Source organism: Gordonia sp. ABKF26, assembly GCF_041103195.1.
Lineage (GTDB): Bacteria > Actinomycetota > Actinomycetes > Mycobacteriales > Mycobacteriaceae > Gordonia > Gordonia terrae.
Genome location: NZ_JBGCVZ010000003.1, coordinates 1,710,945 through 1,727,855 on the forward strand (window position 1 = coordinate 1,710,945; position 16,911 = coordinate 1,727,855).

At 67.9% G+C, this 16,911-nt stretch carries 15 protein-coding genes; 11 read left to right on the forward strand and 4 right to left on the reverse strand.

All coding sequences use genetic code 11. The annotated features are described in order from the left end of the window. Nucleotides 1-74: 74 nt before the first annotated feature. From AB4Z55_RS08245 to AB4Z55_RS08260, 4 genes are read left to right on the forward strand one after another with little or no spacing between them, the layout of a single operon-like run. Entirely contained in the window at nt 75-875 is an 801-nt protein-coding gene (locus tag AB4Z55_RS08245; RefSeq protein WP_354563379.1) for a TIGR03084 family metal-binding protein, read from the forward strand. Nucleotides 876-930: 55 nt separating this feature from the next. Beyond that, a complete protein-coding gene (locus tag AB4Z55_RS08250; RefSeq protein WP_239399784.1) occupies nt 931-2,091 on the forward strand; it encodes an acyl-CoA dehydrogenase family protein in 1,161 nt (386 codons plus the stop codon). Between the two features lie 57 nt (nt 2,092-2,148). Next, a complete protein-coding gene (locus AB4Z55_RS08255) occupies nt 2,149-3,321 on the forward strand; it encodes an acyl-CoA dehydrogenase family protein (RefSeq protein ID WP_004020605.1) in 1,173 nt (390 codons plus the stop codon). A gap of 13 nt (nt 3,322-3,334) precedes the next feature. Beyond that, nucleotides 3,335-3,964: a TetR/AcrR family transcriptional regulator gene (locus tag AB4Z55_RS08260; protein WP_369519522.1), complete on the forward strand. Its 630-nt coding sequence runs from the start codon at nt 3,335-3,337 to the stop codon at nt 3,962-3,964. On the opposite strand, the gene AB4Z55_RS08265 is transcribed toward AB4Z55_RS08260, so the two are convergent. From AB4Z55_RS08265 to AB4Z55_RS08275, 3 genes are all read right to left on the reverse strand, one after another. Continuing rightward, nucleotides 3,961-4,584 (reverse strand): Pr6Pr family membrane protein, encoded by a 624-nt coding sequence (locus AB4Z55_RS08265; protein WP_369519523.1) that lies wholly within the window; start codon nt 4,582-4,584, stop codon nt 3,961-3,963. The two genes, AB4Z55_RS08260 and AB4Z55_RS08265, sit on opposite strands and share 4 nt — an antisense overlap. A 107-nt stretch (nt 4,585-4,691) precedes the next feature. Beyond that, complete coding sequence (locus AB4Z55_RS08270; RefSeq protein WP_064571951.1) at nt 4,692-5,810, reverse strand: NDMA-dependent alcohol dehydrogenase; 1,119 nt, start codon at nt 5,808-5,810, stop codon at nt 4,692-4,694. Nucleotides 5,811-5,859: 49 nt separating this feature from the next. Further along, nucleotides 5,860-7,374 (reverse strand): aldehyde dehydrogenase family protein, encoded by a 1,515-nt coding sequence (locus AB4Z55_RS08275; protein WP_248643411.1) that lies wholly within the window; start codon nt 7,372-7,374, stop codon nt 5,860-5,862. A 201-nt stretch (nt 7,375-7,575) separates the two neighbouring features. On the opposite strand from AB4Z55_RS08275, the gene AB4Z55_RS08280 reads away from it, so the two are divergent. Continuing rightward, nucleotides 7,576-8,724 carry an HPP family protein gene (locus tag AB4Z55_RS08280; protein ID WP_369519524.1) on the forward strand — a complete coding sequence of 383 codons (1,149 nt, stop codon included), beginning with the start codon at nt 7,576-7,578 and terminating at the stop codon, nt 8,722-8,724. 9 nt (nt 8,725-8,733) lie between these two features. Here the strand turns inward: AB4Z55_RS08280 and AB4Z55_RS08285 are convergent, their stop codons facing one another. Further along, nucleotides 8,734-10,383: a sigma-54-dependent Fis family transcriptional regulator gene (locus AB4Z55_RS08285; protein ID WP_248643409.1), complete on the reverse strand. Its 1,650-nt coding sequence runs from the start codon at nt 10,381-10,383 to the stop codon at nt 8,734-8,736. Nucleotides 10,384-10,458: 75 nt separating this feature from the next. On the opposite strand from AB4Z55_RS08285, the gene AB4Z55_RS08290 reads away from it, so the two are divergent. The 6 genes from AB4Z55_RS08290 to tuf all read left to right on the forward strand — a co-directional run bounded on the left by AB4Z55_RS08290 (nt 10,459) and on the right by tuf (nt 16,894). Continuing rightward, nucleotides 10,459-11,334, forward strand: coding sequence for an exodeoxyribonuclease III (locus AB4Z55_RS08290; RefSeq protein WP_369519525.1), 876 nt, complete (start codon nt 10,459-10,461; stop codon nt 11,332-11,334). Continuing rightward, the gene (locus AB4Z55_RS08295) at nt 11,331-12,104 is read left to right on the forward strand and encodes a hypothetical protein (RefSeq protein ID WP_369519526.1); all 774 of its coding nucleotides are present in this window, start codon (nt 11,331-11,333) and stop codon (nt 12,102-12,104) included. The genes AB4Z55_RS08290 and AB4Z55_RS08295 overlap by 4 nt, the downstream gene beginning before the upstream one ends. Nucleotides 12,105-12,553: 449 nt before the next feature. Beyond that, a complete protein-coding gene (gene rpsL / locus AB4Z55_RS08300) occupies nt 12,554-12,925 on the forward strand; it encodes a 30S ribosomal protein S12 (protein WP_004020596.1) in 372 nt (123 codons plus the stop codon). A gap of 6 nt (nt 12,926-12,931) precedes the next feature. Then, nucleotides 12,932-13,402 (forward strand): 30S ribosomal protein S7, encoded by a 471-nt coding sequence (rpsG, locus tag AB4Z55_RS08305; protein WP_004020595.1) that lies wholly within the window; start codon nt 12,932-12,934, stop codon nt 13,400-13,402. A gap of 88 nt (nt 13,403-13,490) precedes the next feature. Then, nucleotides 13,491-15,596 carry an elongation factor G gene (gene fusA, locus AB4Z55_RS08310; RefSeq protein ID WP_004020594.1) on the forward strand — a complete coding sequence of 702 codons (2,106 nt, stop codon included), beginning with the start codon at nt 13,491-13,493 and terminating at the stop codon, nt 15,594-15,596. A gap of 107 nt (nt 15,597-15,703) precedes the next feature. Continuing rightward, complete coding sequence (tuf, locus tag AB4Z55_RS08315; RefSeq protein ID WP_004020593.1) at nt 15,704-16,894, forward strand: elongation factor Tu; 1,191 nt, start codon at nt 15,704-15,706, stop codon at nt 16,892-16,894. The last annotated feature ends 17 nt before the right edge of the window (nt 16,895-16,911 follow it).

The following is a 16,911-nucleotide window of genomic DNA, read 5'->3' on the forward strand; positions in this document are numbered from 1 at the left end:
GCGCGCCGGGTCGACCGGCGGCAAAACAATCAAGCGTGCTTGATTCTTCTGGGGACCTGTGTGAGGGTGATCGCATGTCTGATGGACAAGCGGCCGTGCTCGGCGTCGTCGCCGATCTCGAGGCCGAATCCGCGCAGCTCGACGCACTCGTCGCGGGTCTCGACGAAGCGGGCTGGGCCACCCCGACACCTGCGCCGGGATGGACCGTCGCCCACCAGATCGCTCATCTGGCGTGGACCGATGAGGTTGCCGCGATCGCGGTGACCGATCCCGATCGGTTCGCCCAGCTGCTCGGTGAGGCGGCGAGCAGTGTGGCGACCTACGTCGACGACGCCGCCGAGGCCGGTTCGGCCGCACCGGTCGGGGAGATCCTCGCGGGGTGGCGAGCCGGGCGCGAGCGTCTCGCCGATGCTCTGCGTGAGGTCCCGGCCGGCGTGAAGGTCCCATGGTTCGGCCCGCCGATGTCCGCGGCGTCCATGGCCACGGCACGACTCATGGAGACCTGGGCGCACGGTCTGGACATCGCCGACGCGCTCGATGTCACCGTGTTGCCGACCGACCGGATTCGCGGCGTCGCCCACATCGGCGTGCGCACGCGCGACTTCGCCTACCTCGTCAACGGTCGGACCCCGCCGGCCGAACCGTTTCACTACGCGCTCACCGCGCCGTCGGGCGAAGTGTGGACCTGGGGGCCGACGGACGCGCCGAATGCGGTCCGCGGACCCGCACTCGACTTCTGTCAACTCGTGACGCAGCGCCGCGCGCTCGCCGACCTCGACCTCGAACTCACCGGCGACGACGCGGCCGAATGGTCCGGCATCGCACAGTGTTTCGCGGGACCGCCCGGCCGCGGACGCGAACCGCGATCGACCTGATACCGCACCGAACCACCCCATCCACCTCCCGGACCCGACCGACTGGAGAATGCCCGTGCCCATCGCCAACCCGATCTGGGAAACCCCGGAACGTCTCGAACTACGTTCCACCGTGCGGCGATTCGTCGACAAGCACATCCTCCCGTTCCAGGACGACTGGGAGCGGGACGGGGCGATCCCGCGTGAACTGCACGTCGAGGCAGCAAAACTGGGCCTGTTCGGGCTCGGGGTCCCCGAAGAGGTGGGCGGCTCGGGTGGCGATCTGATCGACAGCACGATCCTCGGCGAGGAGCTGCATTACGCCGGTGCGGCCGGCGGCGTCTTCGCGTCGCTGTTCACCCACGGCATCGCGCTCCCGCACCTGATCGCAGCCGGCGACCCAGACCAGATCGATCGCTGGGTACGGCCCACGCTGGCAGGCGAGAAGATCGGCAGCCTGGCGATCACGGAACCGGGCGGGGGCAGCGACGTCGGCCATCTGACGACCAAGGCCGAGCGCGACGGTGACCACTACGTCGTCAACGGCTCCAAGACGTACATCACCTCGGCGGTCCGGGCAGATTTCGTCGTCGTCGCAGTCCGCACCGGCGGCCCGGGAGCAGGCGGCGTCTCGCTGTTGGTCGTCGAAAAGGGCACACCCGGGTTCTCGGTCACCCGCAAGCTGGACAAGATGGGCTGGCGCAGTTCCGACACCGCCGAACTGTCCTTCGTCGACGCCCGGGTGCCGGTCACCAACCTCGTCGGAGCCGAGAACTCCGGATTCGCGCAGATCGCCACCGCTTTCGTCACCGAACGGTCCGGACTGGCGGTACAGGCCTACGCCAGCGCGCAACGGTGCCTCGACCTCACCCTGCAGTGGGCGCGTGATCGGGAGACCTTCGGCAAACCGATCATCGCCCGGCAATCGGTGCAGGACACACTGATCGAGATGGCCCGGCGCATCGACATCGCGCGGACCTACACGCGAGCCCTGGTGGAACGCAAGGTCACCTCCACCGACGACCTCATCGCCGAGGTGTGCTTCGCCAAGAACACCGCGGTCGAGGCCGGGGAATGGGTGGCGAACAAGGCCGTTCAGCTGCACGGCGGCCTCGGTTACATGACCGGAACCGAGGTCGAGCGACAGTACCGCGACATGCGCATCATCGGGATCGGCGGCGGCACCACCGAAATCCTCAACGGACTGGCCGCCAAGCGGCTCGGCTACCAGGCCTGAGCGTGCGAACAACCGCCAGTACGAAGCACATCGAAGCCTAGAACAGGGAGTATCGAGATGACCGTGGACACCAACCCGTTCGTGGAGACCACCGAACGCGCCGAGTTGCGCGCGGCGGTCGCCGGACTGGCCGCGAAGTACGGACAGGAGTACTTCCGCGAATGCGCGCGCACCGGCCGCAAGACCGACGAACTGTGGTCCGAGGCGGGCAAGCTCGGCTTCATCGGGGTCAATCTCCCCGAGGAGTACGGCGGTGGCGGTGCCGGCATGTACGAACTCGCGATCGTGATGGAGGAGATCGCCGCGTCGGGCACCGGACTGCTGATGCTCGTCGTCTCACCGGCCATCTGCGGCAACGTCATCGCCCGTTTCGGCACCGACGAGCAGAAACAGCGCTGGCTGCCGGGTCTCGCCGACGGGTCGATCACGATGGCGTTCGGCATCACCGAACCCGACGCCGGCTCCAATTCTCACCAGATCACCACGACGGCGCGCCGGGACGGTTCGGATTGGCTGCTCACCGGCCAGAAGGTCTACATCTCCGGGGTCGACCAGGCGCAGGCGGTGCTGATCGTCGCGCGCACCGAAGACGCCAAGACCGGCAATCTCAAGCCCGCGCTGTTCATCGTGCCCACTGATTCCGAGAACTTCTCGTACACCATGATCGACATGGAACTGCAGAATCCCGAGAAGCAGTTCCAGCTCTTCCTCGACGACGTACGGCTGCCGGCCGATGCGCTCGTCGGCTCCGAGGACGCCGCCCTCAGTCAGCTGTTCGCAGGCCTCAACCCGGAACGGATCATGGCCGCGGCCTCGGCCGTCGGGATGGGCCGCTTCGCGCTCGACAAGGCGGTGTCGTACGTGAAGGAACGCACGGTGTGGAAGACGCCGATCGGTGCGCACCAGGCCATTGCGCATCCGCTCGCGCAGGGCAAGGTCGAGCTCGAGATGGCCAAGCTGATGATGCAGAAGGCCGCGACCCTGTACGACGCCGGCGACGACTGGGGCGCCGCGGAACCGGCCAACATGGCGAAGTACGCAGCCGCGGAGGCCTGCGTGAAGGTCGTCGACCAGGCCGTGCACTCGCTGGGCGGCAACGGTCTGACCACCGAGTACGGACTGGCCCCGATGCTGAGTCTCGCCCGGATCGCCCGGATCGCGCCGGTGAGCCGCGAGATGATCCTCAACTTCGTCGCGCAGACCAGCCTCGGGCTGCCGAAGTCCTACTGAGGTCCGGAGTCTGATGACCGCGTCGTCGGCGAATGCCCGTTCGCCGCAGCAGGAACGCTCGCGCCTGACCCGCGAGCGCCTGCTGCGGTCCACGGTCGACGCGCTGGCCGCAGACGGTTGGTCGGCCGCCACCGTGGCCGCGGTCGCCGAACGCGCCGGAGTGTCCCGCGGCGCTGCGCAACACCATTTCCCGACACGCGAGACCCTCATCACCGCCGCGCTCGAGCAGGTCTTCGAGGACATGACCCGTGCGACCGGCGGGGCGCCCGACACCTCGTCGGAGCGAGCGGACGGGGTGACCCCGAGCCGGGTCATCCGCGCCGTCCAGCGGGCCGTGGACGTCTACACCGGCACCGAATTCAAAGCCGCCCTGCAGGTCTGGGCCGCCGCCGCGTCCGATCCCGCACTGCGCCGGCTCATCCTGCCCCTGGAGGCGAAGTTCGCCCGGGCGGCCCATCAGCGGACGATGGCCGCGATGGGGGTGTCCCCGGACGACGAGACCGGCTTTCGACTCGTGCAGGCGACGCTCGACATGGCGCGCGGACTGGGCCTGGCGGACACGCTGTCCGACGACTCGGCCCGGCGAGCACTGGTCGTCGACACGTGGTCGGCGCAACTCGTCGCTGCGCTCGGGAGCGACTAGCCCGCGTCGGCCCCGTCGCGGTCGGGTCGCCGACCCCGGGTGCCCGCCCAGTACACACCGAACGACATGAACGCCATGCCGACGAACACGACGACGAGCGAGATCGTCATCGACAGATAGCCCTGTCCACGTGGGTCGATGAACGGGTAGGGGTACCAGTCCACGATCGGGCCGCGGATCAGTGTGTAGACGCCGTACACGAGCGGGATCGCGAGCCAGGTCAGCCACGCGCGCTCCGGTAGTCGGCGGGCGCGTACCACGATCCAGTCCAGCAGCATCACGAGCGGGATGACGCGATGGAGTACGTCGTTGACCCAGGCGTAGGTGACGTCGACGTCGATTCCCTGCAGCAGTAGTGCGTAGACGATGCCGGTGATCACCATGCAGGTGGTGGCCGCCCCGCGAAGCCACTCCCACATCGGCGTGCTGGGCGCGAAGAGACCGCCGGCGAGCAGGACGAGCGCGGCGACGATGTTGCTCAGCACCGTGAAATAGCTGAAGAAGTTCGCGAGGGTGAATCCGGCGTCGCCGTGGCGCAGGGCGGCCTGGTACACCAGAGCGCTGACGCCCAGTGCGGCGAAGGCGATGCGGAGCAGGCGTATCCACCAGGTTGCGGTCACATCGATGATTCAAGCACTTCCGTCCCGCGACGACCGGACCTTCACCGGTCGAGGTGGGTGGCCGGTTCGCCCGAGGGAGACGGCACCTCGGGCGAACCGACCGGGTCTCACTCCGCGTGGATGATGACCCCGCGGATGTTCTTGCCGTCGCGCAGATCCTGGTATCCGTCATTGACCTGGTCGAGGGTGTAGGTCTGCGTGACCAGTTCGTCGAGCTTGAGTTGCCCGGCGTCGTACAGGCGCAACAGTTTGACGATGTCGTACTGCGGGTTGGCCGAGCCGAACAGACTGCCCTTGATCGTCTTCTGGTTGAGGGTCAGATCGGTTCCGGAGACCTGCACGGTCAGCTTCGTCGGGTCGGCGAGACCGGTGATCACCACGGTGCCGCCCTTGCCGACCACGGCGGTCGCATTCGCCACCACCTCGGCGTCGACCGTGCCGACAAGGATGAGGGCCTGGTCGGCGCCCTGTCCCCAGGTCAGCTCGTTGACCTTCTCCGCGGCCTCGGCGGCGTCGGCGAAGGCATGTGTCGCACCGAATTTCAGCGCGGTATCCCGCTTGAGCGCGACGGGGTCGACGACCACGACGTACTTGGCACCCGCCGAGACCGCACCCTGGACCGCGTTGATGCCCAGTCCGCCGATGCCGTAGATGACCACCGTGTCACCGGCGCGTACACCGCCCGCGTACACGGACGTGCCCCAGCCGGACGGAACGCCGCAACCGACGAGGACCGCCTTGTCGAGCGGCAACCACTCGTCGACCTTGACGACCGAGTGCTGCGAGATCGTCGCGCGTTCGGCGAAGGTGCCGAGCATGCACATGGCACCGAAATCGTCACCGCCGCCGTGGAATCGGAACGTGCCGTCGGGCATCGATCCCTCGAGGATGGTGGCGCCCATGTCGCAGAGGTTCTGCCGGCCGGTGGAGCAGTAGCGGCAGGTCCCGCAGTTCGGGATGAAGCTGCACACCACGTGGTCGCCCGGCTTGACCTTGGTGACCCCGGGGCCGACCGCCTCGATGATGCCCGAACCCTCGTGGCCGCCCACGATGGGATAGCGGGGCGGGAGGTCGCCGTCGGTGAGATGGAGATCGGAGTGGCACAGGCCGGCCGCGGTGTACTTGATCAGCACCTCGCCCTCGCGGGGCTCGTCGAGGTCGAGTTCGACGATCTCGAACGGCTTTCCGGGTCCGGTGAGGACGGCGGCCTTGGTGGTGAGTGACATGGGTGGTGCTCCTAACGTGTTACGGGAGTGTGGAAATGCGACGTGGGGGTCAGAGCGAGATGTTGACGGCCTTGGTCTGGGTGTAGAGCTCGATGGCCGACGAGCCGAGTTCGCGTCCCCAGCCCGACTGCTTGTAGCCGCCGAACGGCATGGCCGTGTCGAAGCCGTTGTACTGGTTCACCCACACCGAGCCGGCCTTGATCTGCCGAGCGGTCCGATGCGCCTTGGACAGGTCGGTGGTCCAGATGCCCGCTGCCAGACCGTAGATGGAGTCGTTGGCGGCGGCCGCGACACCGGTGTCCGCGTCGAAGGGCATGGCGGCGACGACGGGACCGAAGATCTCCTCCTGCACGATCGAGAAGCTCGGCTCGACGTCGACGAAGACGGTCGGTTCGATGAAGAATCCCTCATCGCCCCAACGCTTTCCACCGGTCAGTGCTCGTGCCCCGTCGGCGAGGCCGGCCGAGAGATATCCCGACACGCGATCGAACTGTTCCTGGCTGACCAGCGGACCCAGTTCGGTCGTCGGATCGAGGCCGGGGCCGATCTTGGCCTGGGACGCGGCCTCGGCGACGGCTGCGGTGAAGTCGTCGAAGATGGGCCGTTCGACGAACAGTCGTGTCCCGGCGACACAGCACTGGCCGTGGTTGAACATCCAGGCGGCCACCGACCCGGCCACCGCCTTCTCGAAGTCCGCGTCGGCGAACACGATGTTGGGGCTCTTGCCGCCGAGTTCCAGCGACACCTTCTTGAGGTTGCCCTTGGCGGCATCGACGATCTTCTTGCCGACCTCGGTCGAACCGGTGAAGGCGATCTTGTCGACGTCGTCGTGCGCGGCGAGCGCGGCTCCGGCCTCGCCGTAACCGGTGACGATGTTGACCACTCCCGGCGGGAAGCCGGCCTCTTGGAACACCTCGCCGAGGAGCAGGGCTGTCAGCGGGGTCTGCTCGGCCGGCTTGAGGATGACGGTGTTGCCGGCCGCCAGTGCGGGAGCCAGCTTGAACGCGGCCATCAGCAGCGGGAAGTTCCACGGCACGATCAGGCCGCACACGCCGACCGGCTCGCGCAGGGTGTACGCGTGGAATTCGCCGCCGGGCACGAACGGCATCGAGACGTCGACCGTGGACCCGGTGATCTTGGTGGCGAGGCCCGCGTTGTAGCGGAAGATGTCGGCGGACCAGCTGGTGTCGACCGCCGCGGCGATGGTGGCCGCCTTGCCGTTGTCGAGCGCCTCGAGCTGACCGAACTCCTCGGCGCGTTCGGTGAGGATGTCGCCGACCCGCCAGAGCAGGCGCTCGCGCTCATTGGGCTTCATCCGGGTCCAGGGACCGTCGTCGAAGGCCTGGCGCGCGGCGCGGACCGCGCGGTCGATGTCGGCCGCGTCGCCGTGCGCGACCGAGGTGATCGGGCGTGCCGTGGCGGGATCGATGGTCTCGAAGGTGCGCCCCGACGCCGACGACACCCAGTCACCGCCGATCAGCATCGGGCGGTCGGCGGAGATGAAGTCGCGAACACGCGGGTGCAGGGCGGTGTGCTGGGCGGTGTCGGGTGCGACGGCGGTCATGAGGCCTCCTGAGCGGGACGAAGTCGGCAGTTGGTCGAAGTGATCTGGGTCATATGCGACCTGACTTATTTCTCTCACCGTTCCGAGGTGCCGCCGTGTCCAGAAACTGAACACCTGGGCTGTACAGGGGCCCCGGCGGCCGGTATCGGTGCCGTCGCTACCGTGAGACGCCGACGAATCAGCGACCTCCGGAGGAGCAGAGTGAACGTGCGCCCAGCAGGCAGGGTCGGTGCAGCCCTGCGTGGCCTCGGTCCGGCGACCGGGGGTCTCTCGGTCCGTGAGGCGCTTCGGGCGGGGGCCGGCGCCGGGGTCGCGCTCGGACTCGTCGGCCTGGTGCTCGCCGCGTCTGAGGTGGACCTGCGGACCGGGCTCTTCCTGATCGCACCGTTCGGCGCGACCGCAGTGCTCGTCTTCGCCGCACCGAACAGTCCGCTGGCGCAGCCGTGGCCCGCGGTGGTGGGCAACACGGTGTCGGCGGCGGTGGGAGTGGCTGCGACACTTGTCGTTCCGCTGCCGGCGCTCCGGGTGGCGCTGGCGGTGGGGCTGTCCGTGGCACTGATGATCGGATGTCATGCGGTTCATCCGCCTGCCGGTGCGGTGGCGATGACGGCTGCGCTCAGTCCGGAGACGATCCAGTCGCTGGGCTTCCGTTTCGTCCTCGCGCCGGTCCTTGCCGGCACACTCCTGCTGGTCGTCCTCGCCGCCGGGTACGCACGGCTGACCGGGCGGCGTTATCCGTATCGCCGCTTCGACGCCGCGCCCCCACCGGCCGCCCGACTCGGTCTCGACGAAGACGAACTGACCGGGATCCTCGATCGGTACGAGCAGTCGCTCAACCTCGGTGTCGCCGACCTCGCACGCCTCATCGGGGCTGCGGAGCTCCAGGCCGCCGGGCATCGTGCGGGTCCCCTCGCCGCGACGGATGTGATGTCGCGAGACCTGGTGACGGTGGGCCCCGAGACCTCGCTGCGGGACGTCGCGGCCCTCTTCGACGAGTACGGCTTCACCTCGCTGCCGGTGATCTCGGGCGAGGGGACGTTCGTCGGGGTGGTGTTCCAGATCCATCTCGTGCGCCGGCTGATGCGTCCCGACGGGGTCGAGCTGCGCGCCGCGGATGTGATGTCGCCGGAACCGGCCGTCGCCTTCCCGGGAACGCCGGTCGGGGCCCTGCTGCCCCTGCTCGCGGAGAGCGGATGCGACGCGGTCCCGGTACTGGAGGGCCAGACCCTGGTCGGCATCGTGACCCGGACCGACCTCATCGCGGCGCTCGCTCGGCAGACGCTGCGGGACACGCTGCCGCCCGGCGCCGTGCCTCCCGGTGCCGTGTCCCCCGGTGCCGTGCCGCAGTAGTCGGCCGGCTCAGATGTCCAGTGCGCGCATCCGCGAGTACAGCGTCGTCCGACTGATGCCGAGATCCTTCGCCGCGTGCACCTTGTTGCCCCTGGCCCGATCGAGCGCCTCGACGATCGCCGTGCGCTCGGCCTGTTCCCGGCCGGACAGGTGCGCGGCCCGGCTGGTCGTCCGGTAGGCGGGTGGCAGGTCGGACGGCTCGACGACGCGTGCGGCGCGAGCTCGGCACGACGCCGCCGCCTCCCGGAGCACGGAGTTGAGTTCGGTGAGGTTGCCGGGCCAGTCGTCGCACAGCAGCGCATCCGTCGCCAGCCCGGACAGCGAGAGCTCCGGATCGATGCCGGTCAGTGCGCTGCTCGCGATCGCGGCGAGCTCCGAGGTCCGATGACGCAGCGGGGCGAGATCGATCCTCGTGGCACACCGCGCCACGAGGGCGGCCACTCCCGGGCCGGCCTGGTCTCGAGGGCCGCCGACGACGATCAGCGGTGACTCCTGTGAGCTCGACACCGCCACGCGCCCGAGCAGCGCGACCGACTGGGCGTCGAGCAGGTCGACACCGTCGATGACCAGCGGTGCATTCATCGACCGGGCGCGGCCGACATACGCGGGGATGTCCGGACGGCGTCCGCTGATGATCTCGTCGGCCACGTCGACGATCACGGCCGACGGGGCGGCCTCCGCGGCGAGCGCGGCCGCGTGGGTGCTGCGTCCGGTGCCCGGCTCCCCGGTGATCGCGACGCTGGTGCGGGACGGGGCCGTCGGCGGCGCGGACCGCGTCGTGGGTGGATCGCTGACCGGCCGGAACCGGAACAGGGCGGCGCCGCAGGCGCCCGGCACGGGTTCGACCGCGATCTCCACCTCGGCGCCCGACACCAGGGTGAGCGGCAGCACCGTCGCGCGGAGCCCGGGATCGGTCGCGACGATCCGCAGGGCGCCGATGTCGGTGGGGGAGAGGAGTTCGGCGGCAAGGGCATTCGTGAGCTGGAGATCGTCGCCGATGGCGGCGACGGCCAGGTCGCGGCGCGGGGCGGCGCGCTGGAATGCGTCGAGGACGCATCGCTGATGCGCGCGGGAACGGTCGAGCAGACGGTCGGCGATGTCGGTGACGATGCCGTTGACGACGGGGATCGCGAGCGGGTTGATGCGATCGGCGATCTCGGACATGCAGATGATGCCGGCCAGCCTGCGGGTCGCCGGGTGGATGATCGGCTGTCCGAAGCAGCTGATCGACTTGAACTGTTCGAGGTAATGCTCAGAGCTGTTGACGACGATCCCGCCCCGGGTCTCCGCCGGGGTGCCGAGGGCCGTGGTGCCGACGACGTCCTCGCCGAACGGCACGCCCGGCGACGCGCCGATCGCATCGAGCCTGCGCTCCACCGTCGTGCCGAACGCGACCCGTGTCACCATCCGGCACTCGTGGTCGACGAGAAGCAGCGAGACGTCGGTGTCGGCGAGGCGGGCGGCGGCATCGTCGAGAACCGGACGTGCGGCATCGAGTAGCGGATCGGCGGCGGCGATGTCCTCGACCTGCGTCGGCGTCCGGTCCCCGGGGCGTACCCCCGACAGCGCCGACCGACGCCACGAGTGTTCGATGACGGCACGTCGGGGCGTGGAGTCGGAGGTGCGGTGCAGTGTGTCGATGTCACCAACGTGACACACATCACCGTCGAAGGGAAGGTCGGGTCGCCGCTCGGCGCTCCCCGGTGCCCGATCCGGTCGTACTACCGTGGTCGCATGCGCGTGGCGACCTGGAATGTGAACTCGGTGAAGCAGCGCATCCCGCGCCTGCTGCCGTGGCTGGACGAACGCCGACCCGACGTCGTGTGTCTGCAGGAGACCAAACTCTCCGATGCCGCCTTCCACGAGTCGCTGGGCGCCGACCTCGCCGAGCGGGGTTACGAGATCGCGCACGCGGGGCAGGGGCAGTGGAACGGGGTGGCGCTGTTGTCGCGGGTCGGCCTCGACGACGTCCGCATCGGATTCGACGGCATGCCCGGCTACCCCGACCCGTCGACCCTGGAGGCGCGGGCGGTGTCGGCGGTGTGCGGGGGGCTCCGTATCCACTCGCTGTACGTACCCAACGGGCGGTCTCCGGACTCGGACCATTACGGCTACAAACTCGAGTGGCTGGCGGCGCTCGCCCGCGCGATCGACGACCCGGCCACGACGCTTCTGTGCGGCGACATGAACATCGCGCCGGCCGACACCGATGTGTTCGACCCCGACGCGTATGTCGGACACACGCACGTCACCCCGGCGGAACGGGCCGCGCTGGCGACCTTCGCGTCGATGGGCCTGCGCGACGTGGTGCGCGACCGCTGGCCCGACGACCGCGTCTTCAGCTACTGGGACTACCGCGCCGGCATGTTCCACAAGGACCTGGGCATGCGGATCGACCTGATCCTGGCCGGTGCGTCGGCAGCGGAGCGGGTGGTCGCTGCCTGGATCGACCGCAAAGCGCGCAAGGGCAGCAAACCCAGCGATCATGCGCCGGTCGTCGTCGATCTCGACGACGCTCCCGACGGAGACATCGGACCGGTGGTCCCGCCGCCGTCGAACCCGGCGAAACCCGGTGCGGCGAAGGTGAAGCTGCCGCAGACACCGGAGTGAGCACCCGATCGGCGACTGCTCCGCTCCTGCGGGGGCCGGTCATCGCGGCCGCCCGGGCGTACGGACGGCTGCTCGGCACGATGTTGCCCGTCGCGCGACGGTGCGGTGCCGGGCGGCTGGGCGACACTCCCGCGGCCACCGCCGGTGTGCTCGTCGCGGTGCATCTGTCGGCGGTGACGATGTGGTTCGGTCCGCTGGGGATCGGTGCCGCGCTGGGTGCGGGCGTGGTGGCGTCGCGCATCGTGCGACGTCGCGTCCGCTACCGAGGCCTGACCGAGGCCGAACGCCGCATTGCCGAGGAGGTGTTCGGATCGGCGCCCTGGCTCCACGCCGTGGTCCTCACCGACCTGGCCGGGCGCGGTGGGCGTGCGTTCACGCTGCCCGCGGTCGACGGACGCATCCTCTGCAATCTCGGGTCGGCCTTCGACGCCGTCCTCGGTGAGGGGGCCGGGGCATATCGGGCGCCGGGGCAACTGCTGATCCACGAACTGGTGCACGCCTGGCAGATCACGACCGCCCGGTCGGCGGCGGAGTTCCTCGCCGATGCGCTCGCCGACCAGGCCCGGTACGAACTCGGTGAGGACGTCTACGGCCTGCGCGACGCCGGTGACACTCACCGGACGTTGCGTCGGGGTGACGTGGAACGCCAGGCCACCATCGTCGACCGGTGGTTCGGTGGCCAGTCCTCGCCGACGCACCGACCGCGCGATCCCGACAGCCGGTCCGTGGCGGTGATCGAGCAGCTCAGGAGTTCCGGGCGACCTGCATGACCCGGCCGAGTGCCGGCCCCCGGAGCCCTCGACGCCCGCGGTTTCGCGGTGTACAAGTGGGAGAGGTACGCCGAGTACGAGCGTCAGCCGGAGCCGATCGCGCACGACCCGTTCACCTGCTGGTTGCGCGGAGGATCCGTTTTTTGACCTGTGTAAACCCGATCGGTAGAGTGGATCGTCGGTGCCCGGCCCATGCTGGGCCAGTCCGCATGCCTGCCCAACGGCTCTCGAGTCGCCCGGTGATCCGGGTAGGCCGGCAGAGGGACTGACAGGCGAATCCGCTGTCGAGTGTATGACACGCCCGACCTCGGGGTAGCGAAAATGTACTGACCAGCGCACACGTGCTGGTGGGGCGAGTTGTGGAAGCCGCGAAAACAGGTCTGCGAGCCAGTTTTCGAGCTTGCCCGGAGCACCAACCACAACCGATGACAAAGAGGAACGAACACCTAGTGCCAACCATCAATCAGCTGGTCCGCAAGGGCCGTCACGACAAGGCTGCCAAGACCAAGACCGCGGCCCTCAAGGGAAGCCCGCAGCGTCGTGGCGTCTGCACCCGCGTCTACACCACCACCCCCAAGAAGCCGAACTCGGCGCTGCGCAAGGTCGCTCGTGTGCGTCTGACCAGCTCGGTCGAGGTCACCGCCTACATCCCCGGCGAAGGCCACAACCTGCAGGAGCACTCGATGGTGCTCGTCCGCGGCGGTCGTGTGAAGGACCTCCCGGGTGTGCGCTACAAGATCATCCGCGGCTCGCTCGACACCCAGGGTGTCAAGGACCGCAAGCAGGCTCGCAGCCGCTACGGCGCCAAGAAGGGGAACTGATAAGTCATGCCACGTAAAGGACCCGCGCCCAAGCGCCCCCTCATCAACGACCCGGTCTACGGTTCGCCCCTGGTGACCCAGCTGGTCAACAAGATCCTGCTGGACGGCAAGAAGTCGACTGCCGAGCGCATCGTCTACGGCGCCCTCGAGCAGGCTCGCGACAAGACCGGCACCGATCCGGTCGTCACCCTCAAGCGCGCCCTCGACAACGTCAAGCCCACCCTCGAGGTGAAGAGCCGCCGCGTCGGTGGTGCCACCTACCAGGTGCCGATCGAGGTCAAGCCGAACCGCGCCAACACCCTCGCACTCCGCTGGCTCGTCAGCTTCAGCCGGCAGCGTCGCGAGAAGACCATGGTCGAGCGTCTCGCCAACGAGCTGCTGGACGCGTCCAACGGTCTCGGTGCTTCGGTGAAGCGCCGCGAGGACACCCACAAGATGGCCGAGGCCAACCGGGCGTTCGCGCACTACCGCTGGTGATACCAACCGTCCGCGGCGTCGAGACCACGACGCCGCGGACGGTCCCACCCCAGACCCAACAGCTCTAGCGAAAATGCGAGGCGATTAAGTGGCACAGGAAGTGCTCAGCGACCTGAACAAGGTGCGCAACATCGGCATCATGGCCCACATCGATGCCGGCAAGACCACCGCCACCGAGCGAATCCTCTTCTACACCGGTGTGAACTACAAGATCGGTGAAACCCATGACGGTGCCTCGACCACCGACTGGATGGAGCAGGAGAAGGAGCGGGGGATCACCATCACCTCCGCGGCGGTGACGTGCTTCTGGAACAAGAACCAGATCAACATCATCGACACCCCCGGTCACGTGGACTTCACCGTCGAGGTGGAGCGCAGCCTCCGCGTCCTCGACGGCGCGGTCGCCGTGTTCGACGGCAAGGAAGGCGTCGAGCCGCAGTCCGAGCAGGTCTGGCGTCAGGCGGAGAAGTACGACGTCCCGCGTATCTGCTTCGTCAACAAGATGGACAAGCTCGGTGCGGACTTCTTCTTCACCGTGCGCACCATCGAGGAGCGCCTCGGCGCCAAGCCGCTGGTCCTGCAGCTGCCGATCGGTGCCGAGGACAACTTCGACGGCGTCGTCGACCTCATCGAGCAGAAGGCCATCACCTGGCGCGGAACCGTCGAGATCGGTGCCGAGCCGACCATCGAGGAGATCCCCGCCGACCTGGCCGACCAGGCAGCGGAGTACCGCGAGAAGCTGCTCGAGACGGTCGCCGAGACCGACGAGGCGCTGCTCGAGAAGTACTTCGGCGGCGAAGAGCTGACCATCGAGGAGATCAAGGGCGCGATCCGCAAGCTCACGATCGCGCGCGAGTTCTACCCGGTGATCTGTGGCTCGGCGTTCAAGAACAAGGGCGTCCAGCCCATGCTCGACGCCATCATCGCCTACCTGCCGTCCCCGCTGGACGTCCCCTCGGTCGAGGGTCACGCCGTGGGCGACGAGGAGGAGATCCTCTCGCGCAAGCCGTCCGCCGACGAGCCGTTCTCGGCTCTGGCGTTCAAGATCGCGGCTCACCCGTTCTTCGGCAAGCTGACCTTCGTGCGTGTCTACTCGGGCCACATCACGGCGGGCACCCAGGTGCTCAACGCGACCAAGGGCAAGAAAGAACGCATCGGCAAGCTCTTCCAGATGCACGCCAACAAGGAGATGCCGGTCGAGGACGCCACCGCGGGTCACATCTACGCGATGATCGGTCTCAAGGACACCACCACCGGTGACACCCTGTGCGATTCGGCCGCGCCGATCGTGCTCGAGTCCATGAGCTTCCCGGACCCGGTCATCAACGTCTCGATCGAGCCGAAGACCAAGTCCGACCAGGAGAAGCTGGGCACCGCGATCCAGAAGCTCGCCGAAGAGGACCCGACCTTCTCGGTGAAGCTCGACGAGGAGACCGGCCAGACCGTCATCGGCGGCATGGGCGAGCTCCACCTCGACATCCTGGTCGACCGCATGAAGCGCGAGTTCAAGGTCGAGGCCAACGTCGGCAAGCCGCAGGTCGCCTACCGCGAGACCATCCGCAAGACGGTCGAGAAGCACGAGTTCACCCACAAGAAGCAGACCGGTGGATCGGGCCAGTTCGCGAAGGTCATCATCAAGCTCGAGCCCCTGGTGGACGCCGAGGACGGTGCGACCTACGAGTTCGCCAACGCCGTCACCGGTGGTCGCGTCCCGCGTGAGTACATCCCGTCGGTGGACGCCGGTGCCCAGGACGCCATGCAGTACGGTGTCCTCGCCGGATACCCGCTGGTGAACCTGAAGGTCACCCTGCTCGACGGTCAGTACCACGACGTCGACTCCTCGGAGATGGCGTTCAAGATCGCCGGCTCGCAGGCCCTGAAGGAAGCTGCGCGGATGGCCAGTCCGGTCATCCTCGAGCCCATCATGGCCGTCGAGGTCACGACTCCCGAGGACTACATGGGTGACGTGATCGGCGACCTGAACTCCCGCCGTGGCCAGATCCAGGCCATGGAGGAGCGCAGTGGTGCGCGTGTCGTCAAGGCACAGGTGCCGCTGTCGGAGATGTTCGGCTACATCGGAGACCTCCGGTCGAAGACCCAGGGCCGGGCAAACTACTCCATGGTGTTCGACTCGTACGCGGAGGTTCCCGCGAACGTGTCGAAGGAAATCATCGCGAAGGCCACCGGCGAGTAAATCCGGTCCTAGCGACATGCGCCGACCCGTTCTGCGCACCAACGTAAGAAGAAAACCCCTGCTGGGATCCGCCCAGTAGAGCAACAACAGTCCAGGAGGACAATCAAGTGGCGAAGGCGAAGTTCGAGCGGACCAAGCCGCACGTGAACATCGGCACCATCGGTCACGTCGACCACGGCAAGACCACCCTGACGGCTGCCATCACCAAGGTGCTGCACGACAAGTACCCGGACCTCAACAAGAGCTTCGCGTTCGATCAGATCGACAAGGCTCCTGAAGAAAAAGCCCGTGGTATCACGATCAACATCTCGCACGTCGAGTACGAGACCGAGAAGCGTCACTACGCCCACGTGGACGCCCCCGGTCACGCCGACTACATCAAGAACATGATCACCGGTGCGGCTCAGATGGACGGCGCGATCCTCGTGGTCGCCGCCACCGACGGCCCGATGCCGCAGACCCGCGAGCACGTGCTGCTGGCTCGCCAGGTCGGTGTGCCCTACATCCTGGTCGCCCTGAACAAGGCCGACATGGTCGACGACGACGAGATCATCGAGCTCGTCGAGATGGAGGTCCGCGAACTGCTGGCCGCCCAGGAGTTCGACGAGGAAGCTCCCGTCGTCAAGGTCTCGGCTCTCAAGGCCCTCGAGGGTGACCCCGAGTGGACCAAGTCGGTCGAAGAGCTCATGGCTGCCGTCGACGAGTCGATCCCGGACCCGGTCCGTGAGACCGAGAAGCCGTTCCTCATGCCCGTCGAGGACGTCTTCACGATCACCGGCCGCGGCACCGTGGTCACCGGTCGTGTGGAGCGCGGCGAGGTCAACGTGAACGAGGAAGTCGAGATCGTCGGCATCCGTGAGAAGAGCACCAAGACCACCGTCACCGGTATCGAGATGTTCCACAAGCTCCTCGATTCCGCACAGGCAGGCGACAACGCCGGTCTGCTGCTCCGCGGCCTCAAGCGTGAGGACGTCGAGCGCGGTCAGGTCATCGTGAAGCCGGGCACCACGACCCCGCACACCGAGTTCGAGGGCCAGGCATACATCCTGTCCAAGGACGAGGGCGGCCGTCACACCCCGTTCTTCAACAACTACCGTCCGCAGTTCTACTTCCGTACCACGGACGTGACCGGCGTCGTGACCCTCCCCGAGGGCACCGAGATGGTTATGCCGGGCGACAACACCGAGATGAGCGTCAAGCTCATCCAGCCGGTCGCCATGGACGAGGGCCTGCGTTTCGCCATCCGCGAGGGTGGCCGCACCGTCGGTGCGGGTCGAGTCACCAAGATCACCAAGTGATCTCGTTCTGACTCACT